Origin of the sequence: Paenibacillus sp. Mc5Re-14 (assembly GCF_001049835.1) — a bacterium.
GTDB lineage: Bacteria > Bacillota > Bacilli > Paenibacillales > Paenibacillaceae > Paenibacillus > Paenibacillus polymyxa_C.
Genome location: NZ_CVPD01000001.1, coordinates 3,989,304 through 4,008,911 on the forward strand (window position 1 = coordinate 3,989,304; position 19,608 = coordinate 4,008,911).

At 46.1% G+C, this 19,608-nt stretch carries 15 protein-coding genes; 10 read left to right on the top strand and 5 right to left on the bottom strand.

The features are described 5' to 3' along the window. Nucleotides 1-123: 123 nt before the first annotated feature. Together BN1546_RS18295 and BN1546_RS18300 are read left to right on the top strand one after the other, a co-directional pair. Complete coding sequence (locus BN1546_RS18295; protein WP_090738511.1) at nt 124-2,373, top strand: methyl-accepting chemotaxis protein; 2,250 nt, start codon at nt 124-126, stop codon at nt 2,371-2,373. A gap of 241 nt (nt 2,374-2,614) precedes the next feature. Further along, on the top strand, nt 2,615-4,390 hold the full coding sequence (locus tag BN1546_RS18300; protein ID WP_255305424.1) for a peptidoglycan D,D-transpeptidase FtsI family protein: 1,776 nt from the start codon (nt 2,615-2,617) through the stop codon (nt 4,388-4,390). On the opposite strand, the gene BN1546_RS18305 is transcribed toward BN1546_RS18300, so the two are convergent. Further along, nucleotides 4,378-5,532 (bottom strand): AI-2E family transporter, encoded by a 1,155-nt coding sequence (locus BN1546_RS18305; RefSeq protein WP_064961887.1) that lies wholly within the window; start codon nt 5,530-5,532, stop codon nt 4,378-4,380. The genes BN1546_RS18300 and BN1546_RS18305 overlap by 13 nt on opposite strands. A 178-nt stretch (nt 5,533-5,710) precedes the next feature. Here BN1546_RS18305 and BN1546_RS18310 point away from each other — a divergent pair, with 178 nt between their 5' ends. Then, nucleotides 5,711-7,159, top strand: a complete 1,449-nt coding sequence (locus tag BN1546_RS18310; RefSeq protein WP_013372598.1) for a polysaccharide deacetylase family protein — start codon at nt 5,711-5,713, stop codon at nt 7,157-7,159. A gap of 83 nt (nt 7,160-7,242) precedes the next feature. Here BN1546_RS18310 and ilvD read toward each other — a convergent pair whose 3' ends face one another. The 3 genes from ilvD to BN1546_RS18325 form a co-directional block, all read right to left on the bottom strand. After that, nucleotides 7,243-8,931: a dihydroxy-acid dehydratase gene (gene ilvD, locus BN1546_RS18315; RefSeq protein ID WP_016324645.1), complete on the bottom strand. Its 1,689-nt coding sequence runs from the start codon at nt 8,929-8,931 to the stop codon at nt 7,243-7,245. Nucleotides 8,932-9,270: 339 nt separating this feature from the next. Next, nucleotides 9,271-9,519 (bottom strand): KGG domain-containing protein, encoded by a 249-nt coding sequence (locus tag BN1546_RS18320; RefSeq protein ID WP_013372595.1) that lies wholly within the window; start codon nt 9,517-9,519, stop codon nt 9,271-9,273. Nucleotides 9,520-9,693: 174 nt separating this feature from the next. Beyond that, nucleotides 9,694-10,728: an acyltransferase family protein gene (locus tag BN1546_RS18325; RefSeq protein ID WP_090738513.1), complete on the bottom strand. Its 1,035-nt coding sequence runs from the start codon at nt 10,726-10,728 to the stop codon at nt 9,694-9,696. 314 nt (nt 10,729-11,042) lie between these two features. On the opposite strand from BN1546_RS18325, the gene BN1546_RS18330 reads away from it, so the two are divergent. From BN1546_RS18330 to mgrA, 4 genes are all read left to right on the top strand, one after another. Next, nucleotides 11,043-11,849: an alpha/beta fold hydrolase gene (locus tag BN1546_RS18330; RefSeq protein WP_058710428.1), complete on the top strand. Its 807-nt coding sequence runs from the start codon at nt 11,043-11,045 to the stop codon at nt 11,847-11,849. Between the two features lie 14 nt (nt 11,850-11,863). Continuing rightward, nucleotides 11,864-12,634: an HAD family hydrolase gene (locus BN1546_RS18335; RefSeq protein ID WP_013372592.1), complete on the top strand. Its 771-nt coding sequence runs from the start codon at nt 11,864-11,866 to the stop codon at nt 12,632-12,634. After that, a complete protein-coding gene (locus BN1546_RS18340) occupies nt 12,631-13,371 on the top strand; it encodes an NAD-dependent protein deacylase (RefSeq protein WP_040103078.1) in 741 nt (246 codons plus the stop codon). Before BN1546_RS18335 ends, BN1546_RS18340 begins: the two co-directional genes overlap by 4 nt. A gap of 85 nt (nt 13,372-13,456) precedes the next feature. Beyond that, nucleotides 13,457-14,476 (top strand): L-glyceraldehyde 3-phosphate reductase, encoded by a 1,020-nt coding sequence (gene mgrA, locus BN1546_RS18345; RefSeq protein ID WP_025676133.1) that lies wholly within the window; start codon nt 13,457-13,459, stop codon nt 14,474-14,476. A gap of 206 nt (nt 14,477-14,682) precedes the next feature. On the opposite strand, the gene BN1546_RS18355 is transcribed toward mgrA, so the two are convergent. Beyond that, a complete protein-coding gene (locus tag BN1546_RS18355; RefSeq protein ID WP_025676132.1) occupies nt 14,683-15,549 on the bottom strand; it encodes an AraC family transcriptional regulator in 867 nt (288 codons plus the stop codon). 220 nt (nt 15,550-15,769) lie between these two features. Here BN1546_RS18355 and BN1546_RS18360 point away from each other — a divergent pair, with 220 nt between their 5' ends. From BN1546_RS18360 to BN1546_RS18370, 3 genes are read left to right on the top strand one after another with little or no spacing between them, the layout of a single operon-like run. Next, a complete protein-coding gene (locus BN1546_RS18360) occupies nt 15,770-16,948 on the top strand; it encodes a galactokinase (protein ID WP_090739169.1) in 1,179 nt (392 codons plus the stop codon). Between the two features lies 1 nt (nt 16,949). Continuing rightward, nucleotides 16,950-17,939, top strand: a complete 990-nt coding sequence (gene galE, locus BN1546_RS18365; protein ID WP_013372586.1) for a UDP-glucose 4-epimerase GalE — start codon at nt 16,950-16,952, stop codon at nt 17,937-17,939. A 17-nt stretch (nt 17,940-17,956) separates the two neighbouring features. After that, on the top strand, nt 17,957-19,600 hold the full coding sequence (locus BN1546_RS18370; RefSeq protein WP_090738514.1) for a UDP-glucose--hexose-1-phosphate uridylyltransferase: 1,644 nt from the start codon (nt 17,957-17,959) through the stop codon (nt 19,598-19,600). The last annotated feature ends 8 nt before the right edge of the window (nt 19,601-19,608 follow it).

The window sequence follows — 19,608 nt, forward strand, 5'->3', positions numbered from 1 at the left end:
AGTTGATACTCAAAGGAAAGCTACATTCCTTGTCGAATAGTTCCGATAGAGATTATATAGATAATAGATACATAAAGGATGACGTGGAATAAGAAACTAATTATATGGTGGTAGGTGAGAGGAATGGGTTTTCGGAAAAAAGAGAGAAATGCAGCAAAAAGGCAACCTAAGAAAACGGATCCAATGAAAGGCTTGAAAGGAAGTAAAGTAACAACGGATAAAGGGGAGGAGACGGTTGTGATGTCTTCGAAAGATACTCCCTGGGTAGCTAAGGCCTTACGTAAATGCACATACAATTTAAAGCGTTTACTTAAGCCTGAAAGATACAGTAAGGATTTTATGCATTTGGTCAAAAACTATAATCCGATCCGTTCGGTTGGAATGAAGTTGTTTCTGATCTTTTTTGCAGCCATTATGTTATTCGTGGTCAGCCTGGGGATGCTCTCGTACTACAAAGCTAAAAGTACGATTGAACAAAATGCAGCTACAGCGTATCAACAAACAGTTCAGCAAACTTCGGAAAAGCTTGATATTATTTTAGAGCGCTTTCAAGACACATCGACACAGGTATTTTTCGATACTGAATTAAGTGATCAGTTGCAAAAGGCTGTAAAGCAAGATAAAAATCCCTTTGCATCTTTTGTTGCTATGGGCGAAGTAAACAAGAAATTAACGAATATTGCTTTTACAAATAAAGCGATTGATTCATTGTACCTGTACCCGGAAGAAACCAGTTTAGCTGCAATGGGTACCGGAACACAAAAGGATGTACGGCAGGAAGCATGGTTTAAGGATATTTTGAAAAACAAGGGAATGGTTTGGCTACCTACGCAGGTGAATGACAATGGCAGCAAGACCTTTCGTCTGGCACGCTCCATGAACAGCATGTCCGGGTTGGGAGGGACTTATGTTCTGGTTATGGATTTAAAGGCCAGTGCGGTGGAGGACGAGTTGAAAGGTGTTAATTTGGGCTCAGGCAGTATGATTAGCCTTGTGACAGATAAGGGTGAGTTTGTAGGCTCTAACAATGAGAGTTTGGCAGGAGGAAAGACAAAGCTGGATTACGTTTCCAGGCTTGAAGGGATCGAAGGGAATCAAATTATGGAGCAGGTAGCAGATGGAAAAGAGCAAAGTGTGCTTGCGGTTCATAATACACTGGGAACTTCCAAATGGATTCTCGTGGGTGTAGTGCCTGTATCTGAACTGGTGAGAGACGCCAGGGGAATACTTACCACAACCTGGGTATTTGCTGCGGTAGCGGCACTCATTGCATTGTTCATTGGTCTGTGGATGGTACGTCTTGTGGCTCGTCCATTGACACACCTGAAGGATTTAATGATTGAAGGCGCCAAAGGCAACTTGCAAATCCGAACGAAGTATAAGGCACAGGATGAGATTGGACAGTTGTCTGAAAGTTTTGATACGATGATGGAACAAATTACACTGCTGGTAGAACAGACGAATGCATCAGCACAGGAGGTACTGAATACAGCGACGGAACTGAGTGATGCCTCGAAGAAGACAGCCGTTTCAGCCAAAGAAATTGCAGCCGCAACGGAAGAGATTGCTCATGGTGCCACCAGTTTGGCAACAGAGGCGGAACGTGGCAGCGGGTTAACCGGGAATATATCCCAGCAAATGGATACGGTTATGACTTCTAATCATGAAATGAGTCTGGTCGCACAAGAAGTTGAACAGTCCAGTGAAAAAGGGACAGTTCAGCTGAGAAATTTATTGAGCAAAACTAAGGTTACGGAAGAAACTACGCATGCTTTGGTAGGCAAAGTAGATGAACTGAAGCAGACAACTTCCGATGTCTTTAAGGTGCTGGACGTATTACAGGATATTGCTAAACAAACGAACATTCTATCACTGAATGCGACGATTGAAGCGGCACGAGCTGGGACAGCCGGGCGTGGTTTTATGGTGGTTGCCAATGAGGTTCGTCAGTTGGCAGAGCAATCACGTCAAGCCATTCGTACGGCTACAGGTATTACCAATAATATCGTCAATGAGATGAATGAAACGGTACAGGCGTTATCTGAAGTGTACCCGCTGTTCCGGGAGCAGATGGGAGCCGTACAAGAAACGACGGACATTTTCCAATCGGTGCAGCAGCAAATGGGAGAGTTCGCGCTTCGGTTGGGAACAGTCACCGCATCCATTCATCATCTGAGTGAATCGCAGACTACTTTGTCCGAAGCAATGACCAATGTAAGTGCGGTAGCCGAGCAATCCTCGGCTACTTCGCAGGAAGTCGCTTCTCTCAGTAATGAACAGGCCAATATCGGTAATCAGCTGGTAGGCTTGTCTGATAAGCTGGAAGGAGTATCGGTGAATTTGAAAGAACAGCTTTCGAGGTTTACAGTGTAGGTGTTCTAAAATCAGGGGTATCAGGAGCGCAAATTATGAATACAAACACAAAGTTGGCTTGGGCGGTTCTAGCCATTACTATTTTTATAACGGTCTATTATTCGTTAGACGAAATTTTAGGTTGGAGCCCATATTCCTCACTAGATATCCCATAAATTCGGTAACCCATTCGACATTACATGTTGAGTGGGTTTTCTTTTTCCATCACCGGACATACTACTGGAAAAATGATGAAAGGAGGATGAATGTGTCTAGGCGTCATAACAGTTTCAATCGTCAACGTCGAATTGCATATATAGCCCTGGGGATCATGGTATTACTACTGATTTTATGTTTCCGACTGGCTTGGATTCAGGGGACAGCGGGTATTCATTTGTCACTTTATGGGGGGCATTCGCTTAAAGAAATGTCAGTACGTCAGCGACAGGAAGGAATCGCTATTGATACTGGGCGGGGACAGTTTACAGACCGACACGGGCAGCCCTTGACTGGAGGAGTCGTATGGACGCCAGTGCTTTTTCCCGATGTAGATGGCCAAGCTGCTTTGCATGGACAAGAACTGGCCAAGCTACTGCATACGAGTAAAGGGCAACTGTTGACGCGATGGAGGGAACTGCAATCTCCACTCATATGGCGGGATGGACGCGGAGAGCCTATACAAATCCATCCGAATGAAGCGGGCAGACTGCTGAAGTTAGCCCCTTCGCTCATAGAGCTTGTACCGTATGCGCAGCGTTATAGGGATATGCACAATGGCAGACAATGGCTTGGTTTTCTGTATGAACGTGGTGAACGAGCAAGTGAACTGCCGATGGGGGCAGCTGGCCTGGAAAGAACGCTCGAGCCACTGCTAAGCGGCGTTGGTGAGACGTTCGTCTCTCGGTCTGTAGATGCGCAACGTCGTCCATTGACTCATGTCCCGCTTCGTGTCAGTGCTCCATCCAATAGTCACTATCCATTACAGGTGCAGACTACAATTGATCTCCCGTTGCAGGAACAGATTGAGAAGCTGACAGAATCTAATCATTTGGCAGAAGGTGCAGTGGTTGTGCTTGACGCAGGCAACGCGGATGTTATGGCGATGGTGTCTCGGCCTTTTTATAATCCCATTCGTGTTGATCCGCAGCAAAAAACAGACTGGTCTAATCGTGCCCTCAAAGCGGTAACGCCTGGTTCTATTTTTAAGTTGGTTACGGCTGCGGCTGCACTTGAATCAGGTGTGGTTCAACCACAGGAGCAATTTCATTGTCATGGAGCCTATGGCAAGTACGGATTGTCTTGCTGGAAAGAAAAAGGACACGGAACCCTGAACCTGGAGGAAGGGCTTGCCGTATCCTGTAATAGTGTGTTCGCTCATCTCGGCGAACGGCTTAACGCTGAGCAAATTCAGTCCGCAGCCTCTGCACTGGGATTGAGTCGAACCGTGGGCTGGCAGGACCGGAATCTTGCAGGCCTGCCTCAATTCAGACCGCTAGATCACGAAGAAAAGGGAGCCGTATTCGGCTCACATACGAATGCATCTGATCCAGGCGTACGTGTGCAGACAGCTATCGGCCAGCGTGATGTGCTGGTGACGCCTCTCCAAGCAGCCAACCTCATCGTCACCTTGCTGCACGATGGTCAAGTACATGCACCGCGTATCGTAAAACGCATCAGCTACGCAGACGGAAGCACCTTGCTGGAGCTACCTGCTCACGCTGCTCCTTTACCCCAAGGCAGCCGCTCGATTCGCACATCCACGGCTCATACGCTGCGTGAAGCAATGGAACAGGTTGTGACACACGGTACAGGTGCCTCCTTGCGCAATAAAACCTGGAAGCTGGCCGGTAAATCGGGTACGGCCCAAGCTTTAAAAAACGGTCACCCTATAAATCACCAGTGGTTTATTGGTTACGGTCCGATAGAGCGGCCACGTTATGCGGTTGCCGTCCTTGTGCAAAATGCTTCAGCGCATGCTGCAAATCAGGCCACAGCACTGTTCGGTCAAGTCATGGATCTGCTAGCTCAATCCTCCTGAGTTCCGCGAGTAGCTTCACGCTCTTCCTCCTGAATTTTGACGATAAACGGAGGCTCGTCAAACTCCTCAGTCGGAAACCGAATCCATTGCTGCAAATAACCTTGCTGCCACAATTCCTTGAGCAAAATGATCAGAATGGGGGATAGGATTAATCCAGCCAATCCGAAGATGGATAACGATATAATGGCAAAGGAAAGCATTAGATAGGCAGATGAAACGCCGATAGAATTACCAGTAATTTTGGGCTCTGCCAACTGGCGCACAATCACGGTGACAGCCATGACAATAAGTAAGCCTACAGCCAAGCCGGTATTGCCCGTGATGAACAAATACACTGCCCATGGAATAAAGATAACAGGCACACCCAACAATGGCAGAATATCAAACAAAGCTGCTACGAGCGCCAACGATAGGGCATTATCCACTTGCAAAATGAGTAAACCTATAAATACGAGCACAAAGGTAATTCCTACCAGTAGAGCTTGAGCCTTGAGAAAGGCAGAAATGGCTTTAAGTACATGATTTTTTAGAAAAAGATATGCTGTTTTTAGTGTCTTCGGTGTTTTACTGCGGGCAATTCCTTTCCAGAGATTAATTTCCATACTCAAAAAGAACGCTAAAATGATGGCAACCGCAAAGTTGCCCATAAAAACGGTAAAAGAGCTGAGAAATTGAATGAAAAAGGATAACCCTAGCTGTGCCCATTTCGTAGCAATGGTGGTAGCAGTCGCAAAATAATCATTTACACGTTCGGTAACACCCGAAGGCAAGGCAGCAATTTTATCTTGAGATAGATGAAGAATCCGCGTGAATTCCGTTTGGATAATCTGGGTATAATGTGGGAGGTTTTGCGCGACTTTTGTAAATTGAGTAACCAGGATCAGGCCCAATCCGAAAAAAATAGCCAGTAATAAGATGATAAACAGCAATACGGAGAGTGCGGAGGCAAAGGGTTTTTTCATGCCTTTGCGATGAAAATAACGGGCAGCAGGTTCAATGCACCAAAACACAACGAATGAAAGGAACACAGGTGCTGCTAGCTGATACAGCTTGCTGGATACGAACATAATTAAATACACGGTTAATACGATCAGACCGATATCAAAAACAGTACGCCAATATTTTTTGTACAATGGAAGCATATGTATACAACGACTCCTTTAAGATTTTTATTTATTGTACACTAAATTGAATCTCAATGCTGACCATAAGCAAGGGCGAAATCTCGGCATGCTTACGTCATTGTGATAACATATAAGTAAGTGAGTTTTACTCAGGAGGCCTGCTTGGAAGTTCAGAATAGAAAAGTGGGGATAAAACGTGCAGACTTTGCTGTTATGGATGTTTTACATTTCAACTTTTTATGCTTTTATTCCGGCGCTGGTTAGTCGTATATTTGGTTTCCGGGTGTTCCGACGTGGCAAAAGTGACCAAGAATATGCGCTAACCTTTGATGATGGTCCTGATCCAGTCTATACACCACAGTTGCTCGATTTACTCAAGCGTTTTGATGCCAAGGCTACTTTTTTTGTTGTAGGTATGAATGCCGAAAAACACCCTGAGCTTCTGAAGCGCATGCATGATGAAGGTCATCTGATTGGTATCCACAATTATGTGCACAAATCGAATTGGCTCATGCGGCCTGTTACGGTTAGAAGACAAATTACCCAGACAGAGTCAGTCATTCGTCGAGTAACTGGCGAAGGAACGACCTTTTATCGTCCACCTTGGGGGATTGTGAACTTTTTTGATATTTCCAAAAACAATGGTCGTCGAATCGTATTATGGTCCTCCATGTTTGGTGACTGGAAGGCCAGTATTGGAGCGAAACAACTAGCGGAAAGAATGCTCAAAAAGCTGAGGGGTGGCGAGGTGATGCTGCTCCATGACTGTGGTACGACATTGGGGGCTGACGCAGAAGCGCCACAGAACATGCTCATTGCACTAGAGAAGCTATTGAGGGTCGCCCAGAAACAGCAATTACGCAGCGTCCGCGTGGACACATTGTTTTGCCGTCAGTCTGGCAATCAATCCACTGTCTCTAGCTTGTCCAGTACAGATTGGATTAAAAGAACGATGGTATTCGGATGGCTACAATACGAGCGACTTTTTCATGCCTTGTTCCGTCTTCGTCCTGTCAGCAAGGATAATACGATCTTTTATTATCGTCGCCGTATCTATCATGGACCAAATATAAACATGGAGAACGGTAGGTGGCTGGAAAAAGGGGACCCCATAATTGAGCTTCATTTTGACAATAAAATGTTGTTTCAATTGGGAGCGACGGCAAAGTCCTTGGTCCATCTAGCGATTCAATTGATTCGAGTTGTGAAAAGACAACTGCCTGATCTTACCCAACGGGTTGTACATGATTCTGGTATGAAGGGTGTAAAGGCGATCTATGCAGTAAGTATGATTCATCGAGGGCCTGAAAAATTAGGCTTTCAAGTTCAGGAGCTTCCCCAAGGACTTTTTAAGCATGTGTCTACTGTATATTTAAAGCTGTTATTTCGTATTATCCATCCTTCGGGTTCAGAGCAATTGAGTGAAAAAAAAGAGGTCATGGTACCGAAACTAATCGTGATGCCCATTGATACCTTGTTTGAACGTTTTCAACCGGGAGATTCGCACCGGTCAGACCAGGTTTTTGAACCAACTGATCAAAGGGATGTGGTTCATACACTCAACAGTGAAATGACCGAAGAAGGGGAGCCTATGCATACTTCGATCAGGGCTTCACAAACAGCGGATACAGGATCAAGCAGTTGACCTTATAAAAAAAGCCTCTCGATCCTTTGTAGGAGTCGAGAGGTTTTTAGTGGTTCATACAATAATATATCTTGGCAAAGCACTTAGATTTTCATAATTCCGCCGTTACTTGCGTTCGTCACCAGCTTGGAATAACGCGCCAGGTAGCCTGTCTTCACTTTCGGCTCGAAGCCTTTCCAGTTGGCACGACGACGGTCGAATTCTTCGTCCGTAATGTGAAGCTCAATCTTACGATTGTTCAGGTCCAGCTCAATGATATCGCCGTCCTCAACAAAAGCGATAGGTCCGCCTTCTGCTGCTTCAGGGGAAATATGACCGATGGAGATACCACGGGAAGCACCTGAGAATCGTCCGTCTGTAATCAGACCAACCTTGGCACCAAGCCCCATACCCACGATTTGTGAAGTTGGAGCGAGCATTTCAGGCATACCAGGTCCGCCCTTAGGACCTTCATAACGAATAACAACAACATGTCCTTCGGCGATTTTACCGTTAGCAATGCCAGCCAGCGCATCTTCTTGTGAATCAAAGCAGATGGCAGGACCTTTGTGATAACCGCCAACAGAAGGATCAACCGCACCGACTTTAATAATGGAACCTTGTGGTGCCAAATTGCCGAATAATACAGCTAGACCGCCGCGCTCGGAATAAGGGTTGTCCAATTTGTGGATGACGTTAGTGTCCAGAATTTCCTGACCCTCTACATTTTCACGAATGGTTTTTCCGGTTACAGTAATACAGTCACCATGCAATGCGCCTGGTTTCTTCAATAGTTCATTCAGTACTGCGCTTACGCCGCCTGCATTATGAACATCCTCAATGTGATAGTCGGAGGCAGGTGCCAATTTGGACAAATGAGGTACACGGTTTGCGACTTCATTGATGCGTTCAATAGGGTAGTCAACTTCAGCTTCATGGGCAAGTGCCAATGTATGCAATACTGTATTCGTAGAACCGCCCATTGCCATATCCAGTGCAAATGCATTATCAATAGCTTCTTTAGTCACGATATCACGTGGTTTCAGATCGAGCTTAATCAATTCCATCAATTGGCGTGCAGATTGTTTAACGAATTCTTTGCGCTCTTCTGCTACGGCGAGGATGGTGCCGTTACCTGGCATAGCCAGTCCCATCGCTTCTGCGAGACAGTTCATGGAATTCGCTGTGAACATTCCTGAACAGGAACCGCATGTTGGACAGCCGTATTGTTCTAGCTCAAGCAAGCTTTGATCATCGATTTTGCCAGCCTGGAATGCACCTACACCTTCGAAGACGGAAGTCAGGGAAATAGAGCGTCCGTTCTTATCTTTACCAGCTTTCATAGGACCGCCGCTGACGAAAATAGTCGGAATGTTAACACGCAATGCCCCCATCATCATACCAGGGGTAATTTTATCGCAGTTAGGAATACATACCATGCCGTCAAACCAGTGAGCGGAAACGACAGTTTCCAGAGAATCTGCGATAATTTCGCGACTTGGCAAAGAATAACGCATACCGATGTGTCCCATGGCAATGCCATCATCTACACCAATAGTGTTAAATTCGAAAGGTACACCGCCTGCTTCACGAATGGCCTGCTTGACAATTTTGCCAAATTCCTGTAAATGGACGTGGCCCGGTACGATGTCAATATACGAGTTGCATACCGCAATAAACGGTTTGTCGAAATCTTCTTCCTTGACACCCGCTGCGCGCAGCAAGCTGCGGTGAGGAGCGCGGTCAAAGCCTTTTTTAATCATATCGGAACGCATTTTCGTCTTAGCTGTCATGATGCTGGTTTCCCCCCAAAGTATAAAAATGGTATGGCGTTCAATGAACGCCGTAATAGCGCAGATGTTTTCTAAAGAGTCTATCATAGTTGTGCGCATTTTTCTACATATATGAGGATTTTGAAAAAGTATTGAAGTGTTCTGTAAGCAACAATATATAGATATGAACAGTTTTATTTATCTATATATTGCATCTCCGAGGATTTGAATTGGATGCTTCGAAACTCTGATATTCTGATATGTTAGCTTATCGGATAAATAGGAAAAGCCCATTCCGCAATAAAGCGGATGGGCTCAGGATTGTTTTTATGTTAAAGGAGGGGGATATGAAACTATATTTTAATTTCTGCCACCTTTACGACCGATGTCTCTGTAGAAATTTTTGTCATGCGACTCAGCTGTAGCATCGCCGCCCTTTTTGCCGATTTCCTGATAAAATTCCTTATCATGTGAGTTTGCGGTTGCTTGTCCGCCTTTTTTTCCAATCTCCTGATAAAATTCCTTGTTGTGCTTCTTGGAAGTAGCTTCTCCACCCATACGGCCTGCTTCTTCGCGACTCATTTTACCCTGATTTTGATTACGTGCCATGACAAATCACTCCTTATGAAAAAGTTGTTTTTTGTTGCGCGTATCTTTTACTTACCACAACTTGCCTGTATGAAACAGGTACTATGCGTGAAGTAAAGAGGGGGAGACCCACTTCCATTTTCGTCTGTAAGCGGGTTGTCGCGTGCTGATTGTGAAATATAAATGGATAAAAAATTACGCAGACCGTCTAAAAAGATAAGGAGCTGGCTTCAACATCCACTCTACTTGTGGCTCAATCAGAGGCCGTGTTGCAGTTCGAACCCAAGGCATGGTCAACAGACAGCACAGACCTGTGGCGCACACTAGAATCAACATGACTTCCACAGGAGTATCTATATACTCGTAGACTCCTTTTGCAACAACGGAACGGACGATTAAGCCATGGAGCAAAAAGACATATAATGTACGCCGTCCCATCTCGGTTATACGCCCTATGACGGCTGGAACAAAGCTTAGAAACGCCATAGATGCTATCCATTGAACTCCATAAATGCCGATACGGTAAATCCCTGCGTACCATTCGGTATGGCCCAGTTCACCATAAGTCATGTTGCCATATAGCCAGCCAGCCGGGATGCCAAAATACGACGTTCCCGCCAGTACCATAAGCAAAAGAGATACAATGCCGGCGATTATACGGACAGGTGTTGTGAAGAAGAGTCGAACGTCCGCATAATTCAAATGATAACCTGCTACAAAGTAAGGCAAATAAACAAAGGTTCTGCATACGCTTAGCCATATACCGTCTACGGGGAGATATCCGACAAGAATACCCAGTAGCACGGATATACCCAGTTGGAAGACTGGTGGTATTTTCTGAAAAGACAGCATTAACAGTCTCCAGCAGATGTGGCTGGCAAGGAACCAAAGCAGCAGATAAGGAGCAAAAAAAGAATGATGGATATGGGGAACGTGAAAGATTACGACATCCAAGATTGAATAAAGGGATTGGAAAATCAGATATTGCATACCGATCTGAAGCAGAACTTTTTGTCCTGCGAGACCTGTCAAAGTGGTTCTGGCAAAGTAGCCTGTAACGAGTACAAACAACGGCATATGAAACATGAATATCCAGCTGAACCATTGTTGGGCAAGATGAAGTGAACCGACTAATGGCTCCAGGGCGTTTCCTGCAAATACGCATATAATCAACAGAAATCGCAAATTGAGAAAGAAGCTTTCCCCTTGTACATCATGGCTTGTCGTCATGTGTTTCCCTCCGAACGGCTTCTGCCGATTAAACTATTTAAAAAATAATTCTTTACAAGGAACAAGGTACGATACTCTGGACCTCAACATTGTGATTTTATTCACAACAGTAAGCGCTGTCATGTCCTTTTTATGTGGCGAAAGCTTGAACACGGAATAAAGATGGGCTCATGTCTGGAAACGTGTGCTCATTTGACCCTGTATGTGCAACGATGTTACCCTAACAGGGTTATAGCTATGCTATCGAATACAGCGAAACCTTTTATATTCAAGCTAAGAATTACGAGGTACGAAAGACGAAAGGAACTTTTATAATGAGAAGAAGAACAAGAAGATCATACAATTCTTATGGGACACGCGGTTCTCGGAAAATATGGAAAATTCTTTTAGGCATCCTAATTGTCATCGTGCTAATCGCGGGTTGGGGAGCATGGAAGGTATTTACGCCTTATCAGCCTGACGAGACGGCTGCTGCTGCATTAGCCGAAATAGCGGATACTGTGAAAGTAAATGAGCAAGAGCATTGGTTAAGTTTTGAGCCTGCCAAAAGAAGTGGATCAGGAGTCATTTTATACCCAGGGGCGTTGGTTAAACCCGAAAGTTATGCGCCCTTGGCACGCCGTTTGGCAGAAAAGGGACATCATGTGATTATTGCAAAAATGCCACTAAACCTTGCATTGATCTCACCGGATTTGGCGAATGAAGTGCTGAAGGCGTATCCGGAGGAAGCCTTTGTTATTGGCGGTCATTCGTTAGGTGGTGTGATGGCGGCCCGATATGCAGCTGCACATTCTGATCAGATCAAAGGTGTATTTTTCCTTGCTTCCTACCCGGATAACAAGGGTAATTTAAAGGATAAAAATCTGCCAGTTATTTCTCTGTTAGGAAGTGATGATGGTGTCATCCAGATGAAAAATGTCCAAAGTGGGAGAACTTATTTACCTGCCAACACGCTGTATTTTACAGTCGAAGGGGGGAACCATGCCCAATTTGGCAGTTACGGTGCCCAGAAAGGGGATAATCCTGCGAAAATTAGCGCCGTTGAGCAATGGAACCAGACGGTAACGGCTTTACAGGATTGGATGAAAGAGAGTGTGGATTCAGCTTCTAAGAACCCGTAAAGGAGGTGTAATGCATGTCTGAGCTGATCGTGCAGGGGAAGCGATACCCATGCCGTGGCATCTTATTCGATAAAGATGGCACGCTGCTGGATTTTATTCAGTTGTGGGGCCCCTGGGCTCGTTCTATACTGGATATGATGGAGCAGCATCTTGTCGTGGCGGGAGCCGGTTTTACAATGGAAAAAGGCAACGTTCTAGGTACTGTTCACGATCGGGAGGGACATGTGATCGGTTACGATCCTTCTGGCCCGCTGGCAATGGGAACGGTGGACGAAAGTACGGGTGTACTGGCTTGGCAGCTTTATACTGCTGGTGTTCCGTGGAATGAAGCTGTGCGGCTTGTCCGCGAATTTAATAAAACAGCGATGGCTGACGTCCGCCGACATCGGGCAGCGAAGGTGTTTCCGGGGTTACGGACCTTATTGGAGCAAAGTCGCCATGCCGGAATGAAGCTGGCGGTTGTGACCTCTGACAGTACAGAGGCTGCACAAGAGCATTTGGAGTGGATGGGGCTGACATCCTATTTTGACGAAATCATCGGACATGATAGGGTTACATACGGCAAGCCTGATCCGGAAATGGCTGAAACAGCTTGCGCGTTACTAGGACTGTCGCCGGCGGACGTGGTAGTGATCGGAGACAGTAATGGGGATATGCAGATGGGCAAGCGTGCTGGAGTACGGCTAGCCATTGGATTTGCGCCGGCATCGGAACGTTCCAGTCATTTGCTGGATGCGGATAAGGTGGTTCGTGGATATGAAGAGCTGGAGGTGCGTAGAGCATGAAAGTTAATACATTGGCGGAATGGATACAGCAATCACAGAATATTGTTTTTTTCGGCGGAGCAGGGACATCAACGGAAAGTGGTATTCCAGATTTTCGTTCGGCAGCAGGCTTGTATCAGAGTGAGGAAAAATTGCCCTACTCTCCTGAGGTTATGCTTAGCCGCTCTTTTTTTGTGAAGCATCCTGAAGTATTCTTCGATTTCTATCGCAGCAAAATGCTGCATCCCGATGCGAAGCCGAACGGCTGTCATCATTTTCTCGCGTCTTTGGAAAAGCAAGGCCGTCTTAAAGCGGTTGTGACGCAAAACATTGACGGATTACATCAGGCTGCAGGCAGTAGAAATGTACTGGAGCTTCACGGCTCGGTACATCGCAACTACTGTATGGAATGCGGCCGCTTTTACGGGCTAAATGAAGTGATGAACAGTTCCGAGGTTGTACCTAAATGTCCGGTAGATGGAGGGATTATCAAACCAGATGTCGTTTTATATGAGGAAGAGTTGAATCAGGATACCCTTATTCAATCCATTCAGGCCATTTCTCAAGCAGATCTGCTGTTAATTGGAGGAACGTCACTGACAGTTCATCCTGCGGCGGGCTTGATTACTTATTTTCATGGTAAACATACAGTGCTGCTGAATACAGACCCCACCTCGTATGATCACAAGGCGGATCTTTTGATCACTGAACCGATCGGTAAAGTTATGGAAAAACTTGCTCATCAATTGGGCTTGTAATCGTTTTCTTGTCAACGCCCGGATAAAAGCGCTATGATGATGGTTGTAATGGACATAACAATGTTTCGAGAGAGGCTGTGATAGCATGGTTTATTTAGCTGGCGAAGATCGTTATGAAAGTATGAAATATAACCGTACAGGGAGATCGGGTCTTAAACTGCCCGCTATTTCGCTAGGCTTGTGGCACAATTTTGGCGGGATTAACAACGCGGAGAATGGTCGCAGCATGATTACTCGCTCCTTTGATCTGGGCATTACGCATTTTGATTTAGCTAATAACTATGGTCCTCCCGCAGGTTCAGCTGAGGAATTTTTCGGACAAGTGTTAGCCAGTGATATGAAACCGTACCGGGATGAATTGGTCATCTCTACCAAAGCAGGCTACCATATGTGGGCAGGTCCTTATGGTGACTGGGGATCTCGTAAGTATATGATATCCAGTCTGGATCAGAGTCTGAAGCGATTGGGACTGGACTATGTCGATATATTCTACTCTCACCGCTTCGATCCGAATACGCCGCTGGAAGAAACGATGGGAGCACTGGATCATATCGTACGTTCCGGCAAAGCACTGTATGTGGGCGTGTCTAATTATAGTGCAGAGCAAACAGCAGAAGCAGCTCGCATTTTGAAGGAGCTTGGAACACCGATGTTAATCCATCAGCCGAGATACTCTCTGCTTGACCGCTGGATTGAAAATGGATTACAAGATGTACTGGACGAAAACGGGATAGGTAGCATTGCCTTTTGTCCACTGGCTCAGGGACTGCTAACCAATAAATATTTAAACGGAATTCCCGAGGATTCACGCGCGGCAAGCACATCGGTATTCCTGAATGAGAACCATGTGACGCCCGAAACTCTGCGCAAGGTGCGCGCCTTGAATCAGATGGCTGCTGCACGTGGACAAAGTTTGGCTCAATTCTCACTGGCATGGGCTCTACGCGGTGAACGTCTGACCTCTGTCCTGATTGGGGCTAGCCGTGTAAGCCAAATCGAAGAAAATGTTGAAGCTTTATCCAATCTGGAGTTTTCACAGGAGGAGTTGGATCGGATTGATTCGATTCTAAATGCCGGGAACGGACAAGACGGCGGCACAGCCTAATGACAAAAGATATTCCAGAGTTATCGGCCTAATTTCACATGCTCTTATAAATATATACTTAACAGCCCGCATCCATTTGAAGGATGCGGGCTGTTTGCGTTATGGCTGGGAGCAGGGGAAACCAATGCCCTGTCCAGCATCCCCTGTAAAAGAAGATCAACCGTCTGTTGGAAGCAGCAGCTTCGTAAAGCCTCTTAAAGCTTACTTTACGACTGTGGATACTGCTTAACCTTGCTTCGGTACTCGGTTGGAGACTGCCCACAGAAGCGTTTGAATTGACGTGAGAAATATAGAGCATCGGTTAATCCTACAGATGCAGCCACTTGTTCAACCGACAGCTCAGGACGTTCGCGCAGCAGTTGACGTGATTTGTCGATCCGTAGCTTAAGCAGATAGGTGACGGGGGAGATGCCCGTTTCCTTTTTGAATATCCGTGATAAGTATGCACGGTTATAACCAAGTCCTTCAGACATTTGCTCAATGGAAACGGGGTGTGCGTACTGAGTGGACATGTATTGAACCATCTGCTTGACTGTACGTCGAATTTGCGAATCCGCCCCAGATGGATCAGTCCAGTCACTAAGGTAATTGCTTGCTTCTCCCATAATCAGGTACAAATAGCCCAAGGCTGAAAGATGAGAACTAGATTTTCTGCTGTAAAAGGCCAATTGCATTTGCTCCAGATAACCGGGAATGGGACTTTGATCAGCAGCATGGAAAACAGGCTGATGAACACGCAGTCCTGCCTCCTGCACCACCTGCTCCGTATGGTGTCCGGTAAAGGCAGACCAACGATAACGCCACGGTTCCTCTTCATCAGAGGTGTAGCTCACCAGCTGACCGGGATGAATAAGGAAAAAATCGTTTTTTTTAAGCTGATATGTGTGCTGTTCTGTTCGAAAGATGCCTTTGCCCGACTCTACAAAGTGAAGCAGATAATAATCATAGATTTTCGGCCCTACGGCATGACCGGATTTGGTCTGGCTCTCTCCTGCAAAAAGCACATGCAGCGGGCTATTTTCATAAAACACCGGATTAGAGGCGACAGCATAACTATATGAATGCGCTTGCAAAATAGGGTCATCCTTCCTGCATTTGTGAATAGTTTAGTGGATGCGGTATACTTACATTGTACATGTCCAAGTCACATTTATCCATAGCTTAAACACATGGATGCATTACATTGTGTGACGCTTTCATTTATACTGAAATCATAAGAGATGTCAACCTGATTAAGATATTACAGGGAAATCAGGGAGACTTTTACTAACGGTGAATGAGGTGGAAGCGGGTATGAACTCTACTGAATTAAAGAAACATTTTATTGAAAAATATGGTGAAAGCAGCAATGAACTGCTGATATTTCATGCACCTGGCCGTGTCAATCTCATTGGAGAGCATATCGACTATAATGGTGGTTATGTACTCCCGGCTGCGCTGGAATTTGGTACGACGTTGATTCTTCGTGCACGCAATGATGATCAAATTCATTTTGCTTCGACAAACCTGTCGTATGAAGTGTCTATCCCCCGCGGAGAGATAGGAAAAAGCAAAACGGATGAGTGGGTGGACTATCCGGTGGGTGTACTGGTGGAGTTGGCTGAAAAGGGTGTTTATCCGTCTAGCGGATACGACCTGCTCTATCTTGGAGAAATACCGAACGGAGCCGGATTATCCTCCTCAGCCTCGATTGAGGTCGTGACAGGCTACGCTTTCCTAACTACCGAAAAGCAGAAAACCGACACAGTCGAAATCGCTTTGTTGTCCCAGCGGGCAGAAAACAATTACGTGGGTGTTAATTGCGGCATTATGGACCAGTTCGCTGTAGCGAACGGAGCGGCTGATCATGCAATCCTGCTGATGTGCGATACGCTGGAGTACCGTAAAGTGCCATTCCGCACAGGAGCTTATAAGCTTGTGATCGGCAATACGAATAAGCGCCGCGGTTTGGTGGATTCAGCCTATAACGAGCGTCGCAGTCAATGTGCGGAAGCACTGTCCATTTTGCAGCAGCAGGAGCCGTCACTGGAATACCTCGCACAGCTGGATGAGGCTCGGTTTGGAGAGCTTCAGCATCATATTGCTGATGAAACAGTCCGTCGCCGGGCACAGCATGTGGTGGAGGAAAACGCTCGTGTGCTGGCCTCTGTCGAAGCTCTCGCGGCGAATGAACTTGCAGCTTTCGGTCAGTTAATGAACGCTTCTCATGATTCATTACGTGACTTGTATGAGGTCAGCTGCACTGAGCTAGATGTTATGGTCGAAGAAGCACGACGCATTCCTGGCACGCTGGGTGCTCGTATGACAGGGGCTGGGTTTGGAGGTTGTACGGTTTCATTGGTTCATGAGGATGATGTGGATCGTTTTGTAAAGGAAGTCGGTGAAGCTTATCAGACCCGTACAGGGCTGGAAGCCAGCTTTTATGTATGCAAGGCAGGAGACGGAGTTAAAGAACTGAAGGAGGACGAATAACATGGCCATTTTAGTCACAGGTGGAGCTGGATATATTGGTTCACATACCGTAGCAGAATTGTTGGATTTGGGAGAAGAAGTTGTTGTGCTGGATAACTTGCAAACCGGACACAAAGGAGCATTGCTTGGAGGCAAGTTGTATGAAGGCGATTTGAGGGATAAAGAACTTCTGTCCAAACTGTTCTCTGAAAATAATATCGACGCAGTTATTCATTTTGCAGCCAACTCGCTGGTTGGGGAAAGTATGCAAAATCCAGGAAAGTATTATGACAACAACGTATTTGGTACGTTGAGCTTGCTGGAGGCAATGAAAGATGCTGGCGTAAGCAAGATCGTATTTTCCTCGACTGCGGCTACCTACGGCGAACCGGAAAAGGTACCGATTGAAGAAGGTGACCGTACAGAGCCAACCAACGTATATGGTGAAACAAAGCTGATGATGGAGCGCATGATGTCGTGGTTTGATAAAGTATTAGGCATCAAATACGTATCTTTACGGTATTTTAATGCGGCTGGTGCGCATGAGAGTGGCAAGATCGGTGAAGATCACCGTCCAGAAAGCCATCTGATCCCATTGGTGCTCCAGACAGCGTTAAAACAGCGTCCACATATCGCTGTATTTGGTGAGGATTATGCGACACCGGACGGAACGTGTGTCCGTGATTACATTCATGTAAGTGATTTGGCGGATGCTCATGTGCGCGCAGTGAATTACTTGCGTGAAGGTAATGACAGCAACATATTTAATCTGGGCAACGGGCAGGGCTTCTCTGTAAAGGAAGTTATTGAAACGGCACGCAAGGTCACTGGGCTCGACATTCCAGTTGTTACAGAACCCCGCCGTGCAGGCGATCCAGCAATATTGGTTGCCTCTTCTGACAAGGCCCGTTCGGTGCTGGGCTGGAGCCCAAAACGTACCCAACTGGAGGATATTATTAGCGGAGCATGGGGATGGCATCAGTCACACCCTCAAGGCTACGGCGACGAATAGACGGGAGACGATGACATATGAGCGAGCGCCAATCCGTAGATAAAGACCAAGACCGGGAACTTTCCCGGCACTTGGCCCATGACATCGACGAAACTGTACAGCAATCGGCTCTATATGCGGTGGAACAACTGGTTGCATTCGCGCAAAAAAAGGGCTTGATCGGTCTGCAAGATACAGATTACAGCCGTAATCTGTTATTAGAGCAGTTCGGGTTTTCGGAGCCTTATTCTGGTGGGGAAGCAGGGGGCATTATTGCCCCCGAAGCTCTCCAGCCTGTGCTTAATGTATTGATAGATTATGGTTTTGCCATAGGGCTTATCCCTGAAAACACGGATACGTATCGTGATTTGCTGGATTCCAAAATCATGGGGCAGCTAATGGCGAGACCGTCTGAAGTCATCCGTGACTTTCATCAAACGGAGGCTGAACTTGGTATAGAAGCGGCTACAGATGCTTTTTATCAATTATCCATTGATTCGAACTACATTCGTATGGATCGGGTAGCCAGCAATGTGTACTGGAATCAGTCAACACCTTACGGAGATATGGAAATTACGATTAATTTGTCCAAGCCAGAAAAGAGTCCTAAGGAAATTGCAATGGCGAAGCTTTTGCCGCCGCCTGTTTATCCCAAATGTCAATTGTGCCGTGAAAACGTTGGATACGCGGGGAGGGTAAATCATCCGTCCCGTCAAAATTTGCGTATCATTCCGGTAGAATTGAATGGGGAACCGTGGTTTTTTCAATATTCACCTTATGTGTATTACAACGAGCATTGCATTGTGTTCCATCATGATCATGTACCCATGAAGCTTACAAAGGATACGCTACGGCGGTTGCTGGCCTTTACGAAAGCGTTTCCGCATTATTTCATTGGCTCTAATGCGGATCTGCCCATTGTCGGAGGGTCGATCCTGACTCATGATCATTTTCAGGGTGGTCGTCATACATTCCCAATTGAAAAAGCGGGTGTGGACGGCGTATACCATAATGAAGCATTACCGCAGGTTACGGCAGGTATTGTAAACTGGCCAATGTCGGTCATTCGTTTTACGTCAACAGATGCCGAGGCACTGTTGGAGGCGGGGAATGCTGCTTTTGAAGCCTGGAAAGGTTATAGTGATCCATCGGTAGACGTTCTCTCTCATACCGAGCTGGAGGGGGAAACGATTCCGCATAATACAGTAACTCCGATTGTGCGACGGGATTCCGAAGGAAGATATCAGATGGATCTCGTACTGCGCAACAATCGAACGAGTGAAGAGTACCCTGAAGGTATTTTTCATCCCCATCGCGAGATGCATCATATCAAAAAGGAAAATATCGGTCTAATCGAAGTGATGGGGCTTGCCATCTTACCAGGGCGACTCAAGGATGAACTGGATGGAATTGCTGATATTTTGTGTGGGAACGATGAATTGGCTGTGGCTATGCAGCAAGAAGAACATCCACTGTTTAAGCATGCAGACTGGATTTACCAGTTGAATACCCGGTTTGGTCGTCTGTCTGACAAAGAGACGGCTGTCCGTATCGTGCAAAATGAGGTCGGACTGAAATTCAGTGAAATTTTAGAGCACGCAGGAGTGTATAAACGGAATCCATCCGGTCAGCAAGCGTTTGGCCGTTTTATGAAACAATTGGGATATACCTTGGGAGAATAAAGTAGCTT